Genomic DNA, 21,031 nt, shown 5'->3' with positions numbered 1-21,031 from the left:
GACTATGCTTCAGGTAGCCTTAGCCAACATCAAAACTTATGCTCGGCGATATATCGCTGTGCTTCTCGCAGTCGCCATTGGTACCGCCTTCCTCGGCGCTACGCTCGCGGTAGATTCCTCCACTCGCGCAACACTTAAAAACAGCGTCGGCGACGCCTACAAAAACGCCGATTTAATCGCCTCCGTCGATTGGGAATTGACGCCTGCGGATGCTGAGACGACCAGCCTGACCATGGACGTGATTCGTGAGGTGCGTAAACTTCCGGATACCTCCGGGGTCTATGGCAACGGTTTCTTCGGCGCGAACCTCCATACCGGAGAAAACAGCTACAGCGTGATGATGCAGCCAATCTCTGCCGAGCACAAACTTTCTGGTATGACTATGCTTGAAGGCCGCGCTCCGCTGGGAGCGGAGGAAGTAGTTCTCGACGAGAAACATGCAGAGCAAATGGGTGTCTCGATCTCCGATACCGTAGCGGTCAACGCAATGGACGAGTCGAACAAGACGCGTGAACTGAAGGTGGTCGGGATCGTTGAGACCACCACCGACCCAATGTTCTCTTCCTATGCGCAACTCGCCATGGAAGAAAGCGCCTGGGAGCGACTAGCAGGCAAAGACTTCGGAATGAACCTGCTTATGATCGATTCAAAGGGGGATGTTGCTCAGACGAAAGCTACCATCGCACAGTATTTTAGTGACAAAGGCATGGCTGACGTAGTGGTCAATACCGCCGACGAGCAGGTGCTTAAAGATGTGGCGAGTATGACCGGTGGAACCGATCAGCTGACCATCATCCTTCTAGTCTTTGCTTTGGTGGCCTTGGTGGTCACCGGGCTGGTCGTCATGAATACATTCTCGGTAGTTATCGCTCAACGCACCCGTGAGCTCGCACTGCTTCGTACTCTCGGCGCCAAACGTTCGCAGATTCGAAAGTCAGTACTGATCGAAGCATTGCTGATCGGCATCATTGCTTCGGTAATCGGCATGGCGATGGCCATTGCACTCATGGCTGGGTTGATCCAGCTATTGCGCGGCTTCGTGCCGGAAATGTCCTACGCCACATTAGCCTTAGACGCACGCGGTATTATCGTTCCGCTCGTAGTCGGTATCCTCATGACGGTGCTGGCAGCATGGGTTCCTGCGCGCCGCGCTATGGGCCTGGCGCCGCTTGCAGCGTTGCGGCCTTTCGATGCGGCAAGCGTGAAGAACCGCGCGGGGCTAGTTCGAATAATCTTGGGGGCCTTGCTTACTTTGGCAGGGGCGGCATTATTGGGCTTCGGCGCCTACCAAGGCGACCTGCTCATCGCTTTTGCCGGTGGACTGCTTTCCTTCCCAGGCATTCTGATGCTGGCCTCACTGTTTGTCCCTGCCACGGTCTACGGCGTGGGTAAGCTATTAGCTGGGCGTTCGGTAGCCGGAAGGCTAGCTTCGCTTAACGCAGTTCGAAACCCAGGAAGAACCACCGCGACTGCCACCGCATTGTTGATCGGAGTCACTCTGGTGTCGATGATTATGGTCGGCGGACAGAGTGCAAAAGCCACGCTCAACGGCAGCATCAGCGGTGAATACCCTATTGACTTGCAAGTACAGCAAGACACAAAAAATAGCGATGAGTTGGCAGCTAAGCTCGCCAGCGTCGAGGGTATTGAACACGCCGCTGCTTACCAAATGCGCATGGTCAATATCGACTTCCTAAACGGTTCGACGAGCGAAGAATACGCAATGATCGTTGAGCCGCAGTCATACTCAGCGGTGGTGCTTGATCAGAAGATCGTTCCGAAGGATGGCGAACTGCTCTCCACCTGGTGGCAGAACGAAGCAAAATTTGCCAAAGTGAACGGCAACGAGGTGAAACTGAAAACTACCTCGGCCAGTTACGTCGAAAATACCTTGACCGCAGCAACAGCTAAGAATCTGGGAATTTCAGACAAAGACGGAATGTCCGGGGTGGCGATTAAGGTTGATCCATCGCTGTCCAACACGGAAATTAATACACTGGTGGAAACCATCGCCGACGTCGCTAATGTCGAAAACTCTCGGGTCAGCGGCGGCGTCATGGAAAAGTTCATGTTCTCTCAGGTGATCGATGTATTGCTGATGATTGTCTCGGGGCTTCTGGCGGTAGCCGTGCTCATCGCGTTGATTGGCGTGGCCAACACGCTGAGCCTATCGGTACTCGAACGAACACGCGAGAACGCACTCCTTCGGGCTCTGGGCCTGAAAAAGAGGCAGCTTCGTTCCATGCTGGCTACTGAGGCAGTACTCATCGGTGGAGTTGCTGCATTCTTGGGATTGATCTTGGGAGCCATCTACGGACTGCTCGGTGCACACTCAGCGCTGTCCAGCTTGGGAAGCATGCAGTATGAAATTCCGTGGGCTCAGCTGGCAGCAGTTCTAGCTGTGAGCTTGGTTGCGGCGTTGCTTGCCTCGATTACCCCAGGGCGTCGCGCGGCGAAACTTTCTCCAGTAGAGGGGCTCGCCACCGAATAATAAATGTCCACCCACGGGGGCCGGATGAGCTGCAATGCAATTCGTTCGGCCCTCTGCCGACGGATAAGACTATACGTGCAAACCGGTTATCCTCACGGTGGAATATTTCCAGGTTCGACTGGATGCAACTGATGACCTGGCCTGCCGGGTTTCTCTGATTTCCGGCGCCCACGAGAACATCAGACATCGTGAGAGAAGACAAAGGAAGGCAACGCAAACAATGCGTTGCCTTCCTTTACGACGCTGACTAATTACGCAAGGTAATGCTGGTCGCCATAGCGGGGGACCGTCCGGTGGTGACAAAACCAGAGATGTTAGAACCTGGATGCTTGATGATGTCGGTGATAGAACCCAAATGACGGCTCAAATCAATCTTGTCCTCTGGCGCCGCAAGCACCAGATGAAAACCGAACTCTTGCAAAGCTCGTATGCCGGCCGCAGCATATTCCGAGTTCGCCTGAATGAAGGCCTCATCAATCATTACCGTGCCATAGGACGTGAAACCCGCGGAGGCAAACCCCAACTGATAAGCCAGGGCAGCGCCCATAATGAAAGAAGTAAAACGTTGCCCCTCGCCACCGGAAAGAGTGCCTGGTTCCAACCCTGTTTCGATTTCACCGTTCGGTTTGTGCTCGTTACAGCTAATCACCACATGTTGGCGAACGTCCAAGACTGTTGAACGCCATGCATTGAGTCCAGGGTCGCTCAACGCGGCGACTAACGACTCAAGAGCCTGATAGGACTTCGCTAACGTGCTTTCTTCCTTCGTCGTGTAAGCATCGTAAAGAGCTGCCTTCAATTCCTTACGGAAGGTCCCTGCCTCGACAGGTATGGAGTTTTCAACCTCCAGACGCAGAATAGAACCGTGTTCGAAGGTGACGTCAGCAAGAATCTGATTCAACGGCTTGATACGCTCAGAAATCATCCGACGTTCCTCATCGAGCAACTGCAATAAATCGCTGAAACGCTCATAGGAACGATTCGCAAAGTATTCGCGGAACTGTGCCTCGTGATGCGGTAACCCGTCCGCGACGATCTGCCCATGCAGGCTGGCATAGTGTTCCGCCGCTTCCGGACTCGTACCGTGTGTTTGAGCATGGGAAGTTCCGAATTCACGGGCAAACCGTTTAAAGGTTTCGCTCAATGCCCCGGCAACTTCATGACGCTGCGAGCTGAGGTCATTGAGCTGGCCGCCGAGCTGGATCTTTACCTCGGCGAAGGCTTCTGCGATGGCATCTGCTGCCGGGCATTCACCTGCGGCAACTTGGCGCAGAATCGGGCCAAGGATTGCATGTTCGCGTAAGTGGCTAGGCACTGACTGAACCCAGTCACTGGTCGCTTCTGCGACATCAATTGAGGCGAGTAAATGCTTGGCTCGGTCTATTTGAAGTTCCAAATCGCCCACCCGGGAACGGACCAAAGCGAGATCGCCAACTAACTGATCCGACGTCGCCTTGGCGCTTTCAATCTGTTGCCGGATCTTTGAAGAATCTCCGGAAAGTACTAGCGCATCACCGAGCTTCTGCTCGCTGCGGCGAAGTGCTTCTAAAGCCGGTGAAGCATCGAGCTGGGCGAAATTACGCTCGTCCGCCACGATAGCTGCCAGACTCTGGGACTTGGCGAGCACCTTATCTTTCGCCGCGGTCCGTTCATCCGCCGACCGTTGAGCTTTCTGGATTTTCTCCTGAAGGAGGACAGCTTTATTTTGGAGTTCTAAGATTTTGGATTCGTTAGTGAAACCGAGCAAGTAGTCCGAAGCCGGGAGATTGCGGGTATCGCGTTCAAAGCCACCTTTGCCGGTTTTTATCGTTCCTGCAGGGGTGATGGCTTTGGGATGGACGTGCATTGCCGCATCATTCTTGACACAAACCAACGGGTAATCGGCGGTGACCTTGGCACGCAACCACCCACCGGCTTCACCGGAAGCAAAATCGAGCTTAGCTACTAGATCGGCTGGCCCAGCTTCGGTTTGCCGAGGCTTGACGGAAATATCAGCCCAACGCACCCGACCCAACCCATCGAGCTCATCAATGGCGTGCGTAACTTGGTTCAGGAATTCGCCGGGAACTAAAATCGTCCGGGCCAAAGACTGCAAGGCCTTTTCCGCAGCTAATCTCCAAATGGTGGAATCTGCTGCTACATCCATCAATTCGCCAGCGAACGGTAGCTGTTCTTCGCTCAGCGAGCAGGCCGAAGCGATCGCGCGGCGGGCTGCCACCGAACGATCATCGATGTTGGTGCCACGACGTTGATAGGAACGAATCTGTTCGTCCAGGGTCTCTGCTCGTTTGCGCAGCGACATCAGCGATGCCATAGCCTCGTATTCGACGGTTTGCGCGTCCTTGGTGATGGAGGCAAGCTGCTGCATGGTCCGGGTCGCGTTGGCCCGTAGGTCATCAAGCCCGGTGGCGCTGAAGTCCAAATTCAGGCCTGCTTCAGTCACCTGTTCCTGAAGGGCGCGTAATGCAGACTCTTTCTCTGACAGTGCTTTCCGGGCTGAATCGGCTTCGCGTTCCAAAAGCATGAGTGAGGCAGAACCAGTGGAGTCATGAGCGGCTTCAAGTGACCGCAGCTGGTCTTCGGTCTGGCTTTTTCGCTCTACGAGGTCTTGTTCTTGGTCCTTGAGCTGCGCCAATTCTTCCTGATGGCGCGACATGTCGTTGCGCAATAGGTGGTGACGAACCTTAGTTTCAAGTTCTTGAATGTCATTGTGGAGCAGCTGCTCGGTTGCACCGATACGTTCGGCCAAAGTGCGATAAGCCTTGTCCTGTGCTGGAACCTGCGCCAGGACATCGCGTTGTGCGCGTGCCGTGTCCAACTGGCGATAGATGCCACGCAGGTGCGCGAAGTCTTCGACCGCGGCTGCCGCCGCTTTTAATGTGGTGGGCTCTTCTAATACTTCATGGCGGAAGAACTGGTTAACGCCTTTGGCCAAGCCCTTACCATTTTGCAAGGTCCGCAGTAGGGCAAAAGCCTTATCACTTTCGACACCTAGACGACGGCGTATACGCTCGATAAAAGCCTTATGAGTGTCGAAGGCTTCGGCAGGTTCTAGAGCTTTAGATAACGAGGAGACAGTAAAACGTCGAGGACCGTGGTGTTCCAGTTCCGCAATATCTAGCGAGGACTCGGAAAGCAGGTAATGCTTGGACACCTGGTTTTCTAGACCAGCGTCAGGGAGATCGAAGACGGCACCGAGGCTCACGGTATTGCCTAACCCGTCCTCGTAACCCAACAAGATCGCGCTCCAGGTGGCTCCGGGGCGTTGATAAACGGTACCCGAGCTGGTTTTGAACTTGCGTCCACGCATGTAGGAGAAAGTGGTTCGACGGTCAGCACGAGCTGTCGCGTCGTTGGCTGACTCGTTGAGTTTTGGGGTTGCGAAAAATACGTGTCCCATGGCGTCAAACAAGGTGGATTTGCCCACGCCTGGATGACCGGTCACCAGAGTTCCGGCTCTGTCGATGGCCAAATCGTGTAGGCCGTGAAAAGTGCCCCAGTTAACGATTTGAATCCGCGAGAGTCGATGCTGTCCGGGATTAGTCGCTCCACCGAGCGGGAGCGTCATTTCAATACTCATGGATTACTCCTGCACCAGTTCGGTCGAGTCTGAGGACAGCTCAGCTGAGCCCTCAGCTAACAGATTTAGAGTCGATTCATTGGCATCAATAGCGGCAATGTATCGGGGAATATCTTCGATCCGTGTAATAGGAAGTGCCATTGCTAAGGCTGGGGAAATGCGGAATTCGTCAACCAGTTCGGTGCCGGTCAACAAACGCAGAGCACTAAGACGAGCTATCGCGGCATCGCAGGATTCAGCAAACCGTTTATCATCACGGTCTGAGGCGCTTCGGTGTTCAGCCAAAATTTCATGCATTGCATTCCGGGAAAGGACAGCGTCACTGCCGGTACCAGAATGCTGTTCCAATAACAGCCGAAGACGCAGTGCCAGCAGTGTTTCATCTCGTTTGAGCGCGCGACGTGGGGCGATCGGGGTGGTATGCACCTGATCGACTTGTGCAGGGGTGAGCATCGCGATTTTTCGATCCGTATCCAAAGTGACGGAGAGGAAGATTTCCGAAACGTAAGCACTGACGACCTGTTGCTGGTCCAGCAACAACTGCCAGGCAGCGGGATCGACTGACCCATCCAGATACGGGCCACGCAATAAGCGCACCAGCAGCTGACGTAACTCTAAGGAGAAATTCCCGAGATCCCCGTCAAAGAGCGGTTCGGTGATGGGTGCTGCGTACGAGCTGGTGCTGGTCATAGCGGCTCCTTCGTGAAGGTCAGGGCGGGAAGAATAGCGGTGCGTTCTGAGCCATCAACCTGTCTGAAACTGAGTGTCATCGTTTGTGTTTCACTCATTGATTCGCCATTTGTACGGCCAATCTCGATTAGGGCCCGCACAGTATTCAAATGGCGATGCGTCTGAGGAAGAACGTGGAACAGCGTATCTAGTGGTACTTGTTCGTGCTGGCTGGCATCGAGTTGTTCGGTGACCGCTTCACGCAGGAATGACATATCTGCTTCAGGGGTCGACGGGGTGCGTACGATATCGGAGACGCTGTATTCAGGTGCCGCCGCCAATGGCGGAGGGGCCACATGCTCGGAGGGATCAAATATTCCGAGTCCCGCTAGGGTCATGAATTGCGGAGCGAATAAGTCCAGCGGCGCCAAACCATTTCGCGGTTTGAGCGTCACGGACTTCATGATTGCAGTCTCCGCGTTGCGTACCGCATGGCGTAGTAATTGTGCCTGTTGGTAATCCTCTGATTGCACGAAGGCATGCAAAGATTCGGAGAGTTTTCCGTAGGAGGTATGAACTTCGGCCGCCTGGCGACGCAACTCACGCAACAAATTAGTGAGAATCTGACGTTCTGGGGTGTTGAGGTCGTCAACAAAATCGCGCTCAAGTACTTCGGAGAGCGCGGCACGGAACCGTTGCTGAGCATCCGGAGAATTGAGGAACTCGGTGAATCCGCGGAAGGTTTCGCCTTCGGAAGTTGAGCGAAGTTGCCGGTCGGCTTCCAGCACCTGACCGATGGCTACGCCCTTAGCGGTGGACGCATCCAAGATATCTTCGCGTAAGGAGTACAGCATCTCCTGTACGCCGTCGCGCATACGCCGGAAATCCGCCGGAAGGCTAGAAGCCAAATCAAGAACAGACCGTGTAGCCGAAAGTGCGGTGGCCCGAGACAACACCGCCGGGTCATCCCCGGTGCGCAACTCATCAATTTGTGCCTGGCGTAGGGCGATCTGCGATTCCAAAGCTCGGATTCGTGCTTGCGGATCTGGATCTGTCTCGTGTGCCAAGGATTCTAGCGACGACAATAACGTGTTCAGCCGCGAGGAGTTCAGATGTGAATCATCGGTAGAAAAGTCCGCCAGAAAGCGCAATGTTCGTAATGTCTGGGCACTTGGCTCATACACAAAACGCCCGTCAATCAAGGGTCGAGTCAAGATTCCTTGTTTAACCCATGACTCCGCGAAATCTTGCGCAGAGTAAGTCTGTGGGATCTGCTCATCACTGGTACGAACTAATTTCAGAAACGAGTCCAGCGAAGCATGGAAAAGTTCCATAGCGACACGTGGCTTGTCTGCAGTAAATTCCGAGCGGACAAAGGCCACGGCCCAAGGCTGCGCGGTGAGAAGCCGATATGATGCCGAACTTTTGAACTGCTGGGACTGAAGCCACAAGCTATTCGCGCGATGCGAGGGCTGCATGTACATCCTTGATCTTTCGACGCCTAACCTACTAATTCTAAGCTATTGAGCGTGAAAGGTTCATGTGAGAATTTCTTCATCAAAAAATGTAATCAAGTTGTTGCGCTAGGACTCACGTCACAGGGTTCAATGCTTTGAGAAGTGTGTGTAAGGTCAAAAACAAGGTGATGGCATGGATAAATCGTAGATCCACGGGGATCGTCGTCAAGGAAGGGGCGCGCAGTGAAGCTCATCAAGATCGTGGTGGTAGCTGCAACCATCTTGGCTTTAGCCGGTTGTAGTGACCAAAGCGACCCCGAAGTTTCAGCTAACAGTGCGTCTCAGGAGGCAGAAGCCTCAGAGAAGGCCGAAGTGGAAGCGAAACGCGAACAAAGCATTTTGGCTCAGATCAATAAGCTGGCAGATGGTTATGACTATGCCACGGCGATCAAACTTGCCAAAGACGATCCAAGCAAAAGACTTAACCAGCTCGTGCGCGGCTTAGAAACCGAAAAGAAGGACGCTCAGGCATGGGAACATCCGGATCAAATCCCGCATTTGTTCTTCCACTCATTAGTGGTTGATCCAAAGCGCGCCTTTGACGGGGAGAGCACTGCTCAGGGTTATGAAGATTACATGGTGACGCAAAAAGAGTTCGAAGCCATCATTGATGAGCTTTACCGCCGTGACTTTGTTCTGGTGAACCCAGCTGATTTTGCGGGCTTGGATAAGAAGAAGAACATGAGTTACCGAAAGATCATGCTTCCAGACGGGAAGAAGCCCATCGTCTTATCGCTCGATGATTTGAGCTATTACGAGTATATGCAGGGTGATGGATTCGCAGACCGGTTGATCTTGGACAAGAAGGGCAAAGTCCGTAACGAATATGTAGATGCGTCTGGGGAAAAACACGTAGGTGCTTACGACATGACCACGATCCTAGATGACTTCGTTGCTGGACATCCTGACTTTTCCTATCGAGATGCTCGCGGAATTATCGCTATGACTGGATACAACGGAGTTTTCGGTTACCGTACCTCGCCAAGCCAGTACCCTGATAACAAAAATCTTACGAAGGATCGCGAAGCTGCAACTAAAATCGCCGATGCAATGAAAAAAGAAGGTTGGGTCTTTGCTTCACATTCGTGGGGGCACATTGCGACGGGCACAATTGACCTCGGTCGTTTTAAACGGGATATGAAGTTGTGGAAAGACGAAGTTGAACCGATCTTAGGTAAGACAGACCAGTTTATTTACCCCTTCGGTTCAGATATTTCGCGTACCGGATCGTATTCCGGGGCTAAATACGAGTTGCTGAAAGATGCAGGGTTCAAATATTTCTACGGAGTTGATGGGACCACTACTGCTTGGATGCAACAACGAGATAACTATCAGCGGCAGATGCGAATCAACATTGATGGCTTGCAGTTTGCTAAAGAACAACGTGGAGACCGTCCGGTGTTGGAGAGCTTCTTCGACGTTAAAAAAGTGATCGACCCAGCACGTTAGGCAGTGAGCGGGGTCGATCCGTGGTGTATTGACTAAAGCGCCATAAATGCGCCCAGCTGTGAAAGCGCCGCAGGATTTGCGGGAAGGAAGTCCGTCAATCGCTCGCTACGTACAATCACTGCTTTCCACTGCCCGCGCGAGATCGCAACGTTGACACGATTCCGGTTGAGCAAGAACTCGATGCCTCGGGATGCGTCTTGCGCGCTGGAACAAGCCATAGTTACCAGTACTACTGGGGCTTCCTGGCCTTGGAATTTATCCACCGTGCCTACCCTCACCTCAGCAAGATTTTCGGTCGCCAGCACATCGCGCACCAAATTTACTTGTGCGTTGTAGGCTGCGACGACAAGAATATCGCGCTGGGCCAGCGCCCGTTTTTGTTCCCCGCTACCAGGATTCCAGGTCTTGCCCAGCTGTCCCCGGACAAGTTGCACAATGGCATTAGCTTCTTCGATGCTGCTAGTCGTATTGCCTTGATGGTGTACAAAATGAGTTTCAAGGCCTGGAAACGAGTCGCTAAGCTCGCGGCGCCCTGCGGCCGGGGCGGAATACAACTTGTGGTCGTAGCTCAGTGCCGAGACTCTTTGGCATAGTTCTGGATGCATCCGCCAAGAGGTTGCGAGGAAATATCCCAACTTTTCAGGGAGGACCGCACGGCCCTCGGAGAGCCAACCCAAAGCCGACTCATCTACCGGCTGCGGGTGAGTCCCTTGAGTTACCTGAGGTAACTGCTGTGGATCACCGAGCAGTAAGAGGTTTCGGGCTGCTCGCGAGACCGCCAGGGTATTGGCCAAGGAAAACTGTCCGGCCTCGTCGATAACGAGCAGATCTAAACTTCCGGCGGGTATGCGCTTGCCTGTCATGGTCCACGACGTGCCACCGACTAACGCACCATCTGGAGAACTCAAAGCCTCGTCTAGTGAAGCAGGGCTTATGCCGGTCCAGGGAACTGGATCCTTATGTTTGACTTCCTTAGCCACCTGATCCGGGTGCACACCAGCCTCGATGGCCTTGCGCAGGACGTTCTCAACCACTGCGTGGGATTGAGCTACAACGCCAATTTTCCATCCTTCATTGACCAAAGAGTGGATCACATGTGAAGCAACAAAAGTCTTTCCGGTGCCCGGAGGACCTTGAACTGCAAGGTATGAATGATCAAGATCCTTCAGGGTTTGAACCACCGCGGGGTATATCTGGGCGTTGCCCTCCACGAGCAATGGGGCGGCTGGTGCCCTAAGAGTTTTCAGGCGTGGTGGGATGCGACGCAGAATATCGATCCCTGGCTGTTGGGGCAACGCCGGAACCATCGCTCCGACTTCGTGGGCGATTTGGGTGAACGCTTCGTCGATACTTTTGGTCGCAATGGGCTGTCCCGGGGTCAGAGCCACAGGGAAGGACCCATACTCGGGGATCTTCCCACTAGTCTTTTCTGCCAGACTGATCCATCCTTCACCGACCTCTACGACCGTCGCGTTGAAGGCACCTCCACGTAATGCATCCTCATCTACTTCCATGCCCTCAGGCAGGGGGCCGGCGTACATCGCAAAGACTCCGGACCCCGGGCTAAGTAATGAACCTTCGGCAAGAGTTCCATGGATCTTACTCACGCGCGTCAGGGTGCGGGCACGGTCCGTGGCTTTGTGCCAATCTTCGAGAATTTCTGCCGAGTCTACGATGAACACTCCACGTACATCGGACCAATCGTCCATGGGTGCTGACAAGCGATCGAAATGCTCCCACCAGAATTGCTTCTTTTCCCGTCGGTTATATCCGGTGGCCGCAGCAACCATGGCGATAGCTCGGTCATCATCGCTTAGTACTTGGTTCGGCGGAAGCTGAGCTAAATAGCCTTGGAGGCGTACTTCTTCTTCGGTCGGTTCGTATTCGTCGGTGACCTCGTCTAAAAGGGCAACCTCAGGATGTTTCTGGGGCTGGAAGTTGACCAGTGAAAGCAGCCAATCACGCAGGCGCAGTGTTGAGAGGCAATCGTATTCGTTGTAATCGGCAATGGCATCGAGAATCTGGGCGGCCTGCTGATTCGAAGAAGAACCCAACGCTGACATGTATTGGGCGTAAGCCACCACCGAGGCGCCGGCATCGGTGACGTCACCCGAACGCAGATGCTCCTTCATATACAGAGGTTCGAGCTTCTTGATCGAATAAGACCGGGTAGAAACCACCAGCGAGTTGCGAACAGTCTCGTAGAGATCAATCAGTAAATTTTCACGCAGCCATTGGTCAACTTCTTCTTCGCCAGCAATATGGATCTGGGAGAGTTTACGCAATGCGCTTTTTTCGTAGGCCGCGTAATGGTAGATCTTCATATACGGGAATTGTTGGCGGCGTTGTTGAACGTACTCAATGAAGTCGAGGAATGCCTGCCGTTCCTCGGCTCGGCTGTGCGCCCAAAACGGACGAAATACCGGCGAACCCGTGTCATGTTCAATGACGCCAAAAAGATATTCCAGGCCCCAGGTCTGATCCACGGGCTCCTGATATAACGGATCTCCTTCGAAATCGAAGAAGATATCGCCCTGATCCGGGTTGGGCAAGGCAGTAATCGTTTGAGTGGTTTTCACCCGGTAGGAGACGCCATGCTCGGTTCCGTCGATTTCGCCAATGCCCAGTTGCATCCGAGCTTGATCTACGGTGCGCGCCAGCGATGTGCCTTCCTTCGCAGTGAGGTCGGCCAGCTGGTCAATGGTGTAGATACCTTGGCGACGTAATTTTTCACGCTGCACCATGGACATGTTGGCTACTAATAAGACATCGCGTACCGCAGCCACCTGCTCGGCACAGAAATCGCAGCGTCCACATAGACGAATTGAGTCCGAGTCCCATTTCGCTTGATGGGTGGACTCGATATGATTCTTGACCAGAGTGGTGAATCTCTGCCGCTGGGCACGGAATACAGGCAAGATCTCGTCGATGCGATGCACCGAATGGGTGCCGTCTCCTAGGACCAGGGTGGTCTGGGGATGCACGTCGATGTTCTCGGCTTGAAGCTGATCGGCGTATGCAGCGACCTGCAATAACGCGGAGACCCTGGCATGGCGTGCAAGCTTGGTGTCCCACACTGCCCAACTACCATCTGGCTGACGGACTAGGAAGTCAGCAAACCCGATGAAGTTTCCGTCAAAAAAGGTGGCCTGGAAAATTACGTCAGCACCTTGGCGCATAGTCTGAATAGTTTCGCGGTGCGCTGCTTTTAGTGCTGTTTCATTGATTTCGGGCCGGTCTAAAAACTGTTTAACACCCGTGCCGGTATGTGGGTCGTAATTGCCATGTTCTTCGATCAGCTCAGCGAGCACCTTGTGCTCGTGAACGTCGCCGAGCTCGGCAGTTCGTTGAAGCATTTCATCGGTGACCTTCGCAGGCTTTTCGCGACGTCCGAGTCTCACATCAAGAAGGAACAGCGACTGATATTGGCACTCGACGGCGACCGTGAGATCACTAGCGGAAAAGACGAACTGATCACCAAGGAAGAACACGGGGCCGGTGCCTTTCGCAGACTGGAAGCTTACCTAGTCAACGTAGCACTCGGCCCCGACACTTTGAGGTACATTGACCCGTCTTACTGGCCCTTCTTAGCTCCGCCCAAGATCAACGAAAGCACGCCTACGGCTGCAGTTACCGAGTTGACCGCTGGCCACGCACCGATTTTCTTGGACAGCGGATGCGATGCGCCAAAAGCAACGAGATAGGTCGTGGCCAGGGCGGTTGCTTTCACGGCTCCAGCATCCTTCTTCCAGAGCAAAAATGCTCCAGTACCAGCGACTGCCAAGACCACTGCAGCCAGCGGGCGCTTCTTGGTGATGCGGCCAGTGGCGTAACCGCCGGTCAACCCAGTGACTGCGACAGCGGTAGAAGCCAAACGAGACATCGAAACCTCCATAGATAAAACTCTTACATTGACTTGCTCAAGGCTATGACCGTCACCTGTGACGATCCCCAGAAGTTTCCACATGGTCGAAGTGGCAACCGGGCGAATCTTGCGGGGATTGAAAGAATGGTGGCACTTGGCGAGTGAAGGACTTTGAGAATGGACATGACCGTAAACTTCAACGACGCATGGGACCGATTGTGGCAACTGCAGGTTGTCGACTTGGCTACCGGAGAATTGGTTGTACTTTTAATCCTGGTGCTGGGACTAGTTCTTCCGCGACCGATTTGGCGTATCACCGGAATGTACTCAACTTTGGTTCATGAACTGGGCCATGTCATCAGTGCGCTGTTTACCGGACGCTTTGTCACCGGGCTCCGTTTGGGATGGGATCACTCTGGAGAAGTAGTGAGTAGAGGCCGCGGCAAAGCCTCGATTATCATCTCAGGGATCTTCGGGTATCCCGCGCCGTTGTTGATCTCAGCTGCATTACTCTGGGCTACTGCTGCAGGATATGCAGGAAGGGCCCTAGGGATTTACGCCTTATTCTTCGTGCTCGCTCTGGTGTTCGTACGTAATTGGCCAGCATTTGTGGTGTGTAGTGCAAGTGCCGCTATTGCACTCGGGGTGGTTTTCTTCGCGCCATCCAGTGCTTACATATATCTGGCTCTGCTCTTGGGTGGTTTTCTCTTCTGCTCTGGCTTGCGCGATTTCATCAAACTGCTCTCGGTGCACACCTGGCGGCGCCAAGATATTGAGCAATCCGATGCCTACTTAATTGCGCGTTCAACCGGAACTTTTGCCACTCTGTGGTTGCTGGTCATTATGCTTTTCGGGGCCATCGGAATATTTCTAGGATTCCAAAGTATCGTGAGACTGCTGTAGATTTTTGGCTACACGACGGCGTGAAATGAGCCAAGCTGCCGATGCGGCGATGCCAATAGGAAGCCATTTGGCCTTCCGTTTGGTGCGCCCGGATGGGTCAATTTCCATGTCCTGCAGGGGATCGCCACCGTGACTAATTCGAATGTCTTGAGCACGAACCAAGTCCTTATACACAGCGAGTTGTTCACGAGCCACCATAGTGTCATCGCGCAGTGGAAGCTGTACTTCTTCTGCGGATGCCATTCCAGTTCGCAGTTGCCGCAGGCGAGTGAACTCAATGTCGACTAACGCACCAATAATCAAAGCGATATTACTGATCCAGCAGGCAAGCACAAGAACGATCACGCCACCAATGGCTCCGTAGGTAGCTGAGTAACTTGCAAAGGTGGACAGGTAAACGGCGAAGCCAACCGCCGAAAGGCCCAGTACGATCAGCGCGGTGAAGGTCCCGGGGGAGAACCAACGAAGTTTCAGTCGTTTAACGTTGGGGGTGAAGTGATACAGCAAAGCCAGAACCAATAAAATCATGACAAAGAGTACTGGCGGTTTAGCAAGGTTGAGGATCAGTACAAAGCTGTCACCCAAACCAAAAATATTTCCAATGCCGTGTGCAACGGAACCAGAAGTTACCAGTAACGCTAGCGAAATAACTGCAACTATCATGATGAACACTGTGATGGCGAACATCTGTGGCCGACGCTTCCACTGGGGGCGTCCCTCACGAACACCATAGAGCCGGTTCATTTGTCGGCTAAACGCGGTGACATAACCTGAGGTACTCCACAGCGCACCAAGAGAACCAATGAGGATGGCCCAGAAAGTACCCTGGGTGGAGGCCGCAAGTCCCGTGAGAAGTTGTTCGGCTGTTTCCACAAGCTGCTGTGAATCGCTAGTTTGTTGTCCGCTCGCGGCGAGGCTCTGTTGCAACAAATCCAGCATCCACTGGGTGCTGCTTTCACTGGCTCCCACTAGTGACAGCAGGGATATCAAGGCCAAGAGTCCGGGGAACATTGCAAGCACCATGTAGTACGAAAGGGATGCTGCGCCGTCGAGCCCGTCATTACGGAAGAACTCTCGCATAGCGCGTGGGTAACAACTCATCGCTTCGCGCATTCGTTGCTTTGTGAATCGGTCCTTCAGTACCATCTGATCCCTTTGTCTATCTGCTTGCAGAATCATATTTCATTCTTCTGCGTTCCAGACTACCTAAATAGTGTGCGGTGGCCCGCAAGTCGAAAACCGATTGCTGTCCTTCTGGTCGTCGTAAAAGTCCATGGAGATATTCGACGCGTTGCTTGGCCAGCATTTTTTGTTCCTGAATAACGCGTTATCTAAAGGTCTAAGCGGCCCGTGTGAATACTGGGAAAATTATGCAACTTGTATCACAAATAGATGATCGTTTTCCACCTGAAGAGCGTAACGTTTTGGACGGCAGAACCCTTGGAAGTGATACAAAATCCGGTTCGCTCAAAAAATATTTTGAGGGTTTTGACCTGTAAATACGGCATTTCTGGGTGGTTCCTGAGTTGCATTGGGTGCAGGGTCATGCGCTATGGTCATTTATAACGTTTCGATAACACTCGCTGTGTTATGGGGAAACACGCACTGCGGGGACTTCCAAACCGCTCGCCATGGCAGTGCTTCAGAAAAGTCGAAATGCGACGCTGAGCGGTGCACGAGGATGGCCTAGGAAGGCCTGAGCGTGGAAGAGCACTGGAGAATCATGATCCAGCAGAAGACCAAGAACATCATTCGCCGTGGCGGAGCCACTTTGGCTGCCGTGGCAGTTGCAAGCACCGCGGTAGTCGCTTCGACCGTGCCAGCCTCGGCTGCAAGCACCTGGGACAAGTTGGCTCAGTGTGAGTCAGGCGGAAACTGGTCCATCAATACCGGTAACGGTTACTACGGTGGGCTGCAGTTCTCAGCTTCGACTTGGAAGGCATTTGGTGGCTCAGGTATGGCCCACCAGGCTTCGAAGGCCGAGCAGATCCGTGTTGCAAGCAAGGTCCAAAAAGCCCAGGGTTGGGGTGCATGGCCAGCATGTACCGCAAAGCTAGGTATCAGCGGTTCCCCTTCGGGCAGCTCGACCCAGTCCGCACCGAAGCAGGCAGCCCCGAAGCAGCAGGCTGCCCCGAAGCAGCAGAGCACTCAGAAGGCCGCTCCTAAGCAGCACAGCACCCAGAAGGCTGCCCCATCGCAGTCGCTGGAGCGCACCACCAGCTCCAAGAAGGTTGCTCAGCCAAACGCGGGCAAGCATGTCGAAGCCGCTCCACAGGCGCCAGTGTTCAATATCAAGGTTTCCGACTCGGGCAAGAACTACACCGTGAAGTCCGGCGATACCTTGGCAGAGATTGCTGACAGCTTGGGCGTCAAGGATTGGCGTGGCCTGTTTGTCTTGAACGATGATCAGCTGACCAACCCAGACGTGATCATGGTCGGACAGACCTTGAACGTTCCAGCGAACTAATTTCGCTCCGCGCATTGAGCTCATGCCATTGCCCGTTTGGGCAATGCCATGAGCTCAAAGTGTTTAATCGGTGAAATCGCCTTCACTTGTCGAGCTATCGAGAATTTCTTGCTTGCCCCGGCTGCCGATGGCATTCTAGAGCAATGCCACCTAAGCGGATTCCAGCGCATCAGTTCACCGAAGGTTCAGGGCAATTGCCGCGTTTCGACATGGACTTTGTCCAAGCGGGCTTAGTTGATGGGCAGCGCGCTCTTAACTGGGATGGGCCACGTCGCTGGTGGGGAGGCCCGCTGGATGTTGAAGGGTTAGCACTGGCTGCTACCGAACTTTGCGTCGCAGCAATTAACAAATTGGTCAATGTCGAGGGTATGTACTCGGTCAATGCTCACAGGGTCGCTCAAGTTTTTGCTTCATCTGAGCATCTGAGAGTTGATGGTCGGCAAGTACCGTCGTTCGGGGCGAACTCCAGATTTTTTCGCACTCGTGATGGGTGGATACGCACTCATGCTAACTATGAACATCATCAGCGCGCATTGCATCGAGCGCTAAATTTTGAAACAACCGAGAATTTATCGGAGTACCTTCTAACCCGGTCGGCTGAAGATGCGGCGGCAGATATAACTGGATATGGCGCAATCGCCACCAGCGTTCGCTCAAGCGAGCAATGGAACAATACTGAGATGGGAAAAAGCGCGTCGCGCGGCCCCTGGGCGGACTTCACAATGAGCGAAGTGACCCAAAGACGACCCTGGACGTACTCTGCTGACCCAGCTCAACCGCTTCGAGGGCTGCGCGTTCTAGACTTTACTCGCGTCATCGCCGGCCCGACAGCGTCGCGTACCCTGGCCTTGTGGGGCGCCGATGTGCTCCGGATAGACCCGCCGCACATGCCCGAACTCAACGGTCAATATATTGTGACGGGGTTCGGTAAGAAGAGCATTGCGGCAGACCTGCGCGAGGTACACCAGCTCCGAGAGATCCAGCGCCTGCTTGCAGACGCTGATGTAGTATTGCTCGGCTATCGGCCAGGAGCATTGGATGCCTTTGGGCTAAACGCACATTTGCTGCGCGAAAGGTATCCCGACCTTATCATTGGGGAGCTTTGTGCCTGGGGGTATGGGGGCCCCTACGCGTTTAATCGGGGATTCGACAGTATCGTCCAAGCCGTCTCCGGGATCGCCGAAATTTACCAGGATGCCAATGGGGAGCCGGGAGCTTTGCCGGTGCAAGCGTTGGACCATTCAGTTGGATATGGGTTGGCTGCAGCCATCATCGCCTTAGCTGATGCCCGACGTGTCCAAGGGCGAACTGGGCATGTGCGCTTTTCGCTGGCCCGCACCGCCGCAAGCTTGCTTGATCTACCCGTCACGGAGGCTCCACTTGAACGCCTGCAGAAGCCTATTCTGCGGACCATGGGCAGTACTTTTGGAACTCTGAACTACGTACCGCCACCATTTCGTGCGTCGGGAGTTGCAATGGACCATTTGGCACCGCCGCCGCCGTACGGTGCCAACGCCCCAGCCTGGTCATAAGCCAAGTTCGCTACGTTCAGTTAGCGACCTAATAGTAGGGAAGCGTAGCTCTGCGCCTGGCCCTGGCAGGCTCCTGATATTTCCAAGAAACGCTGTCGGCTTTCCTGTCCGGGCCAGCGCTCCGGAAGCATCGTTTCGGGAAGCCCGGGGTCTAGGTAAGGTATAGCGCGCCACGCATCGATGAGAATGACGTAGCTTCGGTAGGCGAGGTGCTCGTCAGCTGGGGTGGCGTCGAGTCCTGCGGTTGCTGCAAGGAATGCATGATGCAGCTTCGAGATCTTTGCTAAGTCCCACCACTGTGCTGCGGCTTGTTGGGCATCCCCAGGGTACTGAGGAGTTTGAGTAACAAAAAGCGTCGCGTACATTCGAGCCTGGAGCGCATTGAGCACCTCTAATACTTCGGCATGAAGATATTCGGGAAAGACCCAAAGGCCTGCCGAGACCAGTCCGCCACCGAGCTGAATGAAATGTTTGCGTAGCTGATGGCGCAGTGCACGCAGCGACTCAGGCACCGAGAAGGCAACTAACACCCATCGGTCTTCGTTTGACATGTGCCGTGGTGTAAAGATCCGTCTGTTGCCACGGGCAAACATCGACTTGGCGGGAGCGGTGACCGTCAGCTCGCCCGATTGCACCGTTTCTAGCAGTCCACGGTCGATCAGCCGAGAGGTGGCAGTTTGTGCTGCGGGAGAGGAAATTCCTGCCGCGCAGGCTAGCTCGATAACTCGAGGCCGGGGGATAGACACGCTCTGGTGGCGAAGATATAGGCCGGCGATGGTTCGCACCACCGACGCTGCGCTACCAAAGCGCGACTCAAAATCGTCGAGGGCGAACGCGGCCAGAGAGTTAGCTGGCGCCAATTTCGGTGCGCACCGCAAATAGTTCTGGGAAGAATGTCAGATCCAGGGCTCTCTTGAGGAAACTCACGCCGGAGGAGCCTCCAGTACCTGTTTTGAAACCAATGGTTCGTTGCACCACGCGCATATGGCGGAAGCGCCAAGCCTGGAAGTTGTCTTCGACATCAACCAAATCTTCGCAGGCTTGATAGAGGCTCCACGCGGTATCTTCAGACTCGTAGATTTCCTTGAATACCGGGATGAGGGATTCCTGGTATTCCCAGGGTTTAGTAACGTCGCGTTCGAGGACCTCGGCAGGAATTTTATATCCCTGGCGGGAGAGCGCGGCTAAGAACGCGTCGTACAGTGTCGGCTCGTGCAATAGCTGTGTGAGTGTCGCATGGGCCTGTGGATCTGCCTCGTGCACTTTGAGCATTCCTTCGTGCTTGTTGCCGAGGATGAATTCCACCGCTCGGTACTGGAATGACTGGAAACCTGATGATGAGCCAAGGAACCCGCGGAACTGTGCATATTCGCGCGGCGTCAGTGTGGCCAGCACGGACCATTGCTCGGTCAAGGTTTTCTGAATGTGCTTGACGCGGGCGAGGCACTTGAGCGCTTTGCTTAGGTCATCGGCCTCGATGAGCCGGCGTGCTTCGAGCATTTCATGCAGCATCAACTTGAGCCAGAGCTCGCTGGTTTGGTGCTGGATGATGAACAGCATTTCATCGTGATGCTCTGGAACGCTTACCGGATGCTGTGCGGAAAGAATTCGTTCCAGATCCAGGTAGCTTCCGTATGACATGGCATTTCGGAAATCGGTACGGACGCCGGACTCGATGTCGCGCTGATTTACGGGCTTAGCTTGTTCGTTGCTCATGAACTAGATCATATCAATTTCTTGGCGAGCGTCACAATACTGAAAATCTGTGAATGTGAGTTCGCAAACTTTCAACGATTTTGGAATAGATTCTGCGATACCCTCGTTATTACATGCATACGCATATAAATTTGAATTGAGGATGGAAAATGAGCAAGTCAATCGTGGTCATCTCCGGTGGTCTGGGTAACCCTTCGAGCACTTCACTTCTGGGGCGTCAGATTGGCGAAAGCGTCGCTTCTGAACTTGCCTCTGCTGGCGTCCAAGCTGACGTGCTTAACGTCGAACTGCGCGAGTACGCGCATGACATCGTAAACAACATGCTCACCGGCTTCGCGCCTCCGCAGTTACAGAAGATTGTCGATGCGGTGGTCGCCTCGGATGTCTTGGTGGCCGTCACTCCGGTCTTCTCGGCTTCAGTGTCGGGACTGTTCAAATCCTTTATCGATATCCTGGATCCGCGGTCCTTGGAAGCGAAGCCAGTGGTGTTAGCCGCAACGGCTGGTTCGCAGCGTCATCAGCTCGCCGTTGATTACGCCATGCGGCCGATTTTCTCCTATTTGCGCACCCAGGTTATGCCGACCACCGTATTTGCTGCCTCCGAAGACTTTGGCGGCCAAGGGCTTGCCGGAACCTTGTCCGAGAGAACTCGTCGCGCGGCTCGCGAAGTCGTTTTAGCTTTGTCGGCCGATGCGGGAACCCTGCAGGCAGATAGCGATTTAGGTGATACGCGTTCGATTGCGCCATCGGTCAGTGATACAGCTAATCCCAACGATCCGCTGACAACTCTTCCTTTTGAAGCCTTGCTAGCAAGCGTGCAAGGAAGCAGCAGCTAAAGCATG

The 21,031-nt window shown here is 54.0% G+C and carries 14 protein-coding genes; 6 read left to right on the top strand and 8 right to left on the bottom strand.

Annotation, left to right across the window (positions count from 1 at the left end):
- Positions 1-4 precede the first annotated feature (4 nt).
- Positions 5-2,491 (top strand): ABC transporter permease, encoded by a 2,487-nt coding sequence (locus VJ369_RS01335; RefSeq protein WP_324090360.1) that lies wholly within the window; start codon positions 5-7, stop codon positions 2,489-2,491.
- 247 nt (positions 2,492-2,738) lie between these two features.
- Here VJ369_RS01335 and VJ369_RS01330 read toward each other — a convergent pair whose 3' ends face one another.
- Genes VJ369_RS01330 through VJ369_RS01320 form a run of 3 tightly spaced genes read right to left on the bottom strand, consistent with a single transcriptional unit; the run spans position 2,739 to position 8,218 of the window.
- Positions 2,739-6,071 carry an ATP-binding protein gene (locus VJ369_RS01330; protein ID WP_324090359.1) on the bottom strand — a complete coding sequence of 1,111 codons (3,333 nt, stop codon included), beginning with the start codon at positions 6,069-6,071 and terminating at the stop codon, positions 2,739-2,741.
- Between the two features lie 3 nt (positions 6,072-6,074).
- Entirely contained in the window at positions 6,075-6,761 is a 687-nt protein-coding gene (locus VJ369_RS01325; RefSeq protein WP_324090358.1) for a DUF4194 domain-containing protein, read from the bottom strand.
- Positions 6,758-8,218 carry a DUF3375 domain-containing protein gene (locus VJ369_RS01320; RefSeq protein WP_324090357.1) on the bottom strand — a complete coding sequence of 487 codons (1,461 nt, stop codon included), beginning with the start codon at positions 8,216-8,218 and terminating at the stop codon, positions 6,758-6,760. Before VJ369_RS01320 ends, VJ369_RS01325 begins: the two co-directional genes overlap by 4 nt.
- A 222-nt stretch (positions 8,219-8,440) precedes the next feature.
- Here VJ369_RS01320 and VJ369_RS01315 point away from each other — a divergent pair, with 222 nt between their 5' ends.
- Positions 8,441-9,706: a polysaccharide deacetylase gene (locus VJ369_RS01315; protein WP_324090356.1), complete on the top strand. Its 1,266-nt coding sequence runs from the start codon at positions 8,441-8,443 to the stop codon at positions 9,704-9,706.
- Between the two features lie 32 nt (positions 9,707-9,738).
- Here VJ369_RS01315 and VJ369_RS01310 read toward each other — a convergent pair whose 3' ends face one another.
- Complete coding sequence (locus VJ369_RS01310; protein ID WP_324090355.1) at positions 9,739-13,197, bottom strand: TM0106 family RecB-like putative nuclease; 3,459 nt, start codon at positions 13,195-13,197, stop codon at positions 9,739-9,741.
- Between the two features lie 83 nt (positions 13,198-13,280).
- Positions 13,281-13,589 (bottom strand): hypothetical protein, encoded by a 309-nt coding sequence (locus tag VJ369_RS01305; RefSeq protein WP_324090354.1) that lies wholly within the window; start codon positions 13,587-13,589, stop codon positions 13,281-13,283.
- Between the two features lie 159 nt (positions 13,590-13,748).
- Between VJ369_RS01305 and VJ369_RS01300 the strand changes: the two genes are divergently transcribed.
- A complete protein-coding gene (locus VJ369_RS01300; RefSeq protein ID WP_324090353.1) occupies positions 13,749-14,474 on the top strand; it encodes a M50 family metallopeptidase in 726 nt (241 codons plus the stop codon).
- Here the strand turns inward: VJ369_RS01300 and VJ369_RS01295 are convergent.
- On the bottom strand, positions 14,442-15,575 hold the full coding sequence (locus VJ369_RS01295) for a YihY/virulence factor BrkB family protein (RefSeq protein WP_324090352.1): 1,134 nt from the start codon (positions 15,573-15,575) through the stop codon (positions 14,442-14,444). The two genes, VJ369_RS01300 and VJ369_RS01295, sit on opposite strands and share 33 nt — an antisense overlap.
- Before the next feature lie 622 nt (positions 15,576-16,197).
- Here VJ369_RS01295 and VJ369_RS01290 point away from each other — a divergent pair.
- Entirely contained in the window at positions 16,198-16,941 is a 744-nt protein-coding gene (locus VJ369_RS01290) for a transglycosylase family protein (RefSeq protein ID WP_324090351.1), read from the top strand.
- 731 nt (positions 16,942-17,672) lie between these two features.
- Positions 17,673-18,473 carry a CoA transferase gene (locus tag VJ369_RS01285; RefSeq protein WP_324090350.1) on the top strand — a complete coding sequence of 267 codons (801 nt, stop codon included), beginning with the start codon at positions 17,673-17,675 and terminating at the stop codon, positions 18,471-18,473.
- Between the two features lie 20 nt (positions 18,474-18,493).
- On the opposite strand, the gene VJ369_RS01280 is transcribed toward VJ369_RS01285, so the two are convergent.
- Together VJ369_RS01280 and kynA are read right to left on the bottom strand one after the other, a co-directional pair.
- Entirely contained in the window at positions 18,494-19,333 is an 840-nt protein-coding gene (locus tag VJ369_RS01280) for a PaaX family transcriptional regulator C-terminal domain-containing protein (RefSeq protein WP_324090349.1), read from the bottom strand.
- Entirely contained in the window at positions 19,320-20,189 is an 870-nt protein-coding gene (kynA, locus tag VJ369_RS01275; RefSeq protein WP_324090348.1) for a tryptophan 2,3-dioxygenase, read from the bottom strand. Before kynA ends, VJ369_RS01280 begins: the two co-directional genes overlap by 14 nt.
- 149 nt (positions 20,190-20,338) lie before the next feature.
- On the opposite strand from kynA, the gene VJ369_RS01270 reads away from it, so the two are divergent.
- A complete protein-coding gene (locus tag VJ369_RS01270; protein WP_324090347.1) occupies positions 20,339-21,025 on the top strand; it encodes a CE1759 family FMN reductase in 687 nt (228 codons plus the stop codon).
- Positions 21,026-21,031: the final 6 nt, after the last annotated feature.

The organism is Glutamicibacter sp. (assembly GCF_035257265.1).
GTDB lineage: Bacteria > Actinomycetota > Actinomycetes > Actinomycetales > Micrococcaceae > Glutamicibacter.
The sequence above is the reverse complement of the archived record's forward strand: the minus strand, read 5'-3'. Positions and strand labels throughout refer to the sequence as shown.

Coding starts and splice junctions, on each gene's coding strand:
- VJ369_RS01320 (WP_324090357.1), bottom strand. CDS start 8,218: ATGCAGCCCTCGCATCGCGCGAATAGCTTGTGGCTTCAGTCCCAGCAG.
- VJ369_RS01325 (WP_324090358.1), bottom strand. CDS start 6,761: ATGACCAGCACCAGCTCGTACGCAGCACCCATCACCGAACCGCTCTTT.
- VJ369_RS01270 (WP_324090347.1), top strand. CDS start 20,339: ATGAGCAAGTCAATCGTGGTCATCTCCGGTGGTCTGGGTAACCCTTCG.
- VJ369_RS01295 (WP_324090352.1), bottom strand. CDS start 15,575: ATGAGTTGTTACCCACGCGCTATGCGAGAGTTCTTCCGTAATGACGGG.
- VJ369_RS01300 (WP_324090353.1), top strand. CDS start 13,749: ATGGACATGACCGTAAACTTCAACGACGCATGGGACCGATTGTGGCAA.
- VJ369_RS01335 (WP_324090360.1), top strand. CDS start 5: ATGCTTCAGGTAGCCTTAGCCAACATCAAAACTTATGCTCGGCGATAT.
- VJ369_RS01330 (WP_324090359.1), bottom strand. CDS start 6,071: ATGAGTATTGAAATGACGCTCCCGCTCGGTGGAGCGACTAATCCCGGA.
- kynA (WP_324090348.1), bottom strand. CDS start 20,189: ATGAGCAACGAACAAGCTAAGCCCGTAAATCAGCGCGACATCGAGTCC.
- VJ369_RS01305 (WP_324090354.1), bottom strand. CDS start 13,589: ATGTCTCGTTTGGCTTCTACCGCTGTCGCAGTCACTGGGTTGACCGGC.
- VJ369_RS01290 (WP_324090351.1), top strand. CDS start 16,198: ATGATCCAGCAGAAGACCAAGAACATCATTCGCCGTGGCGGAGCCACT.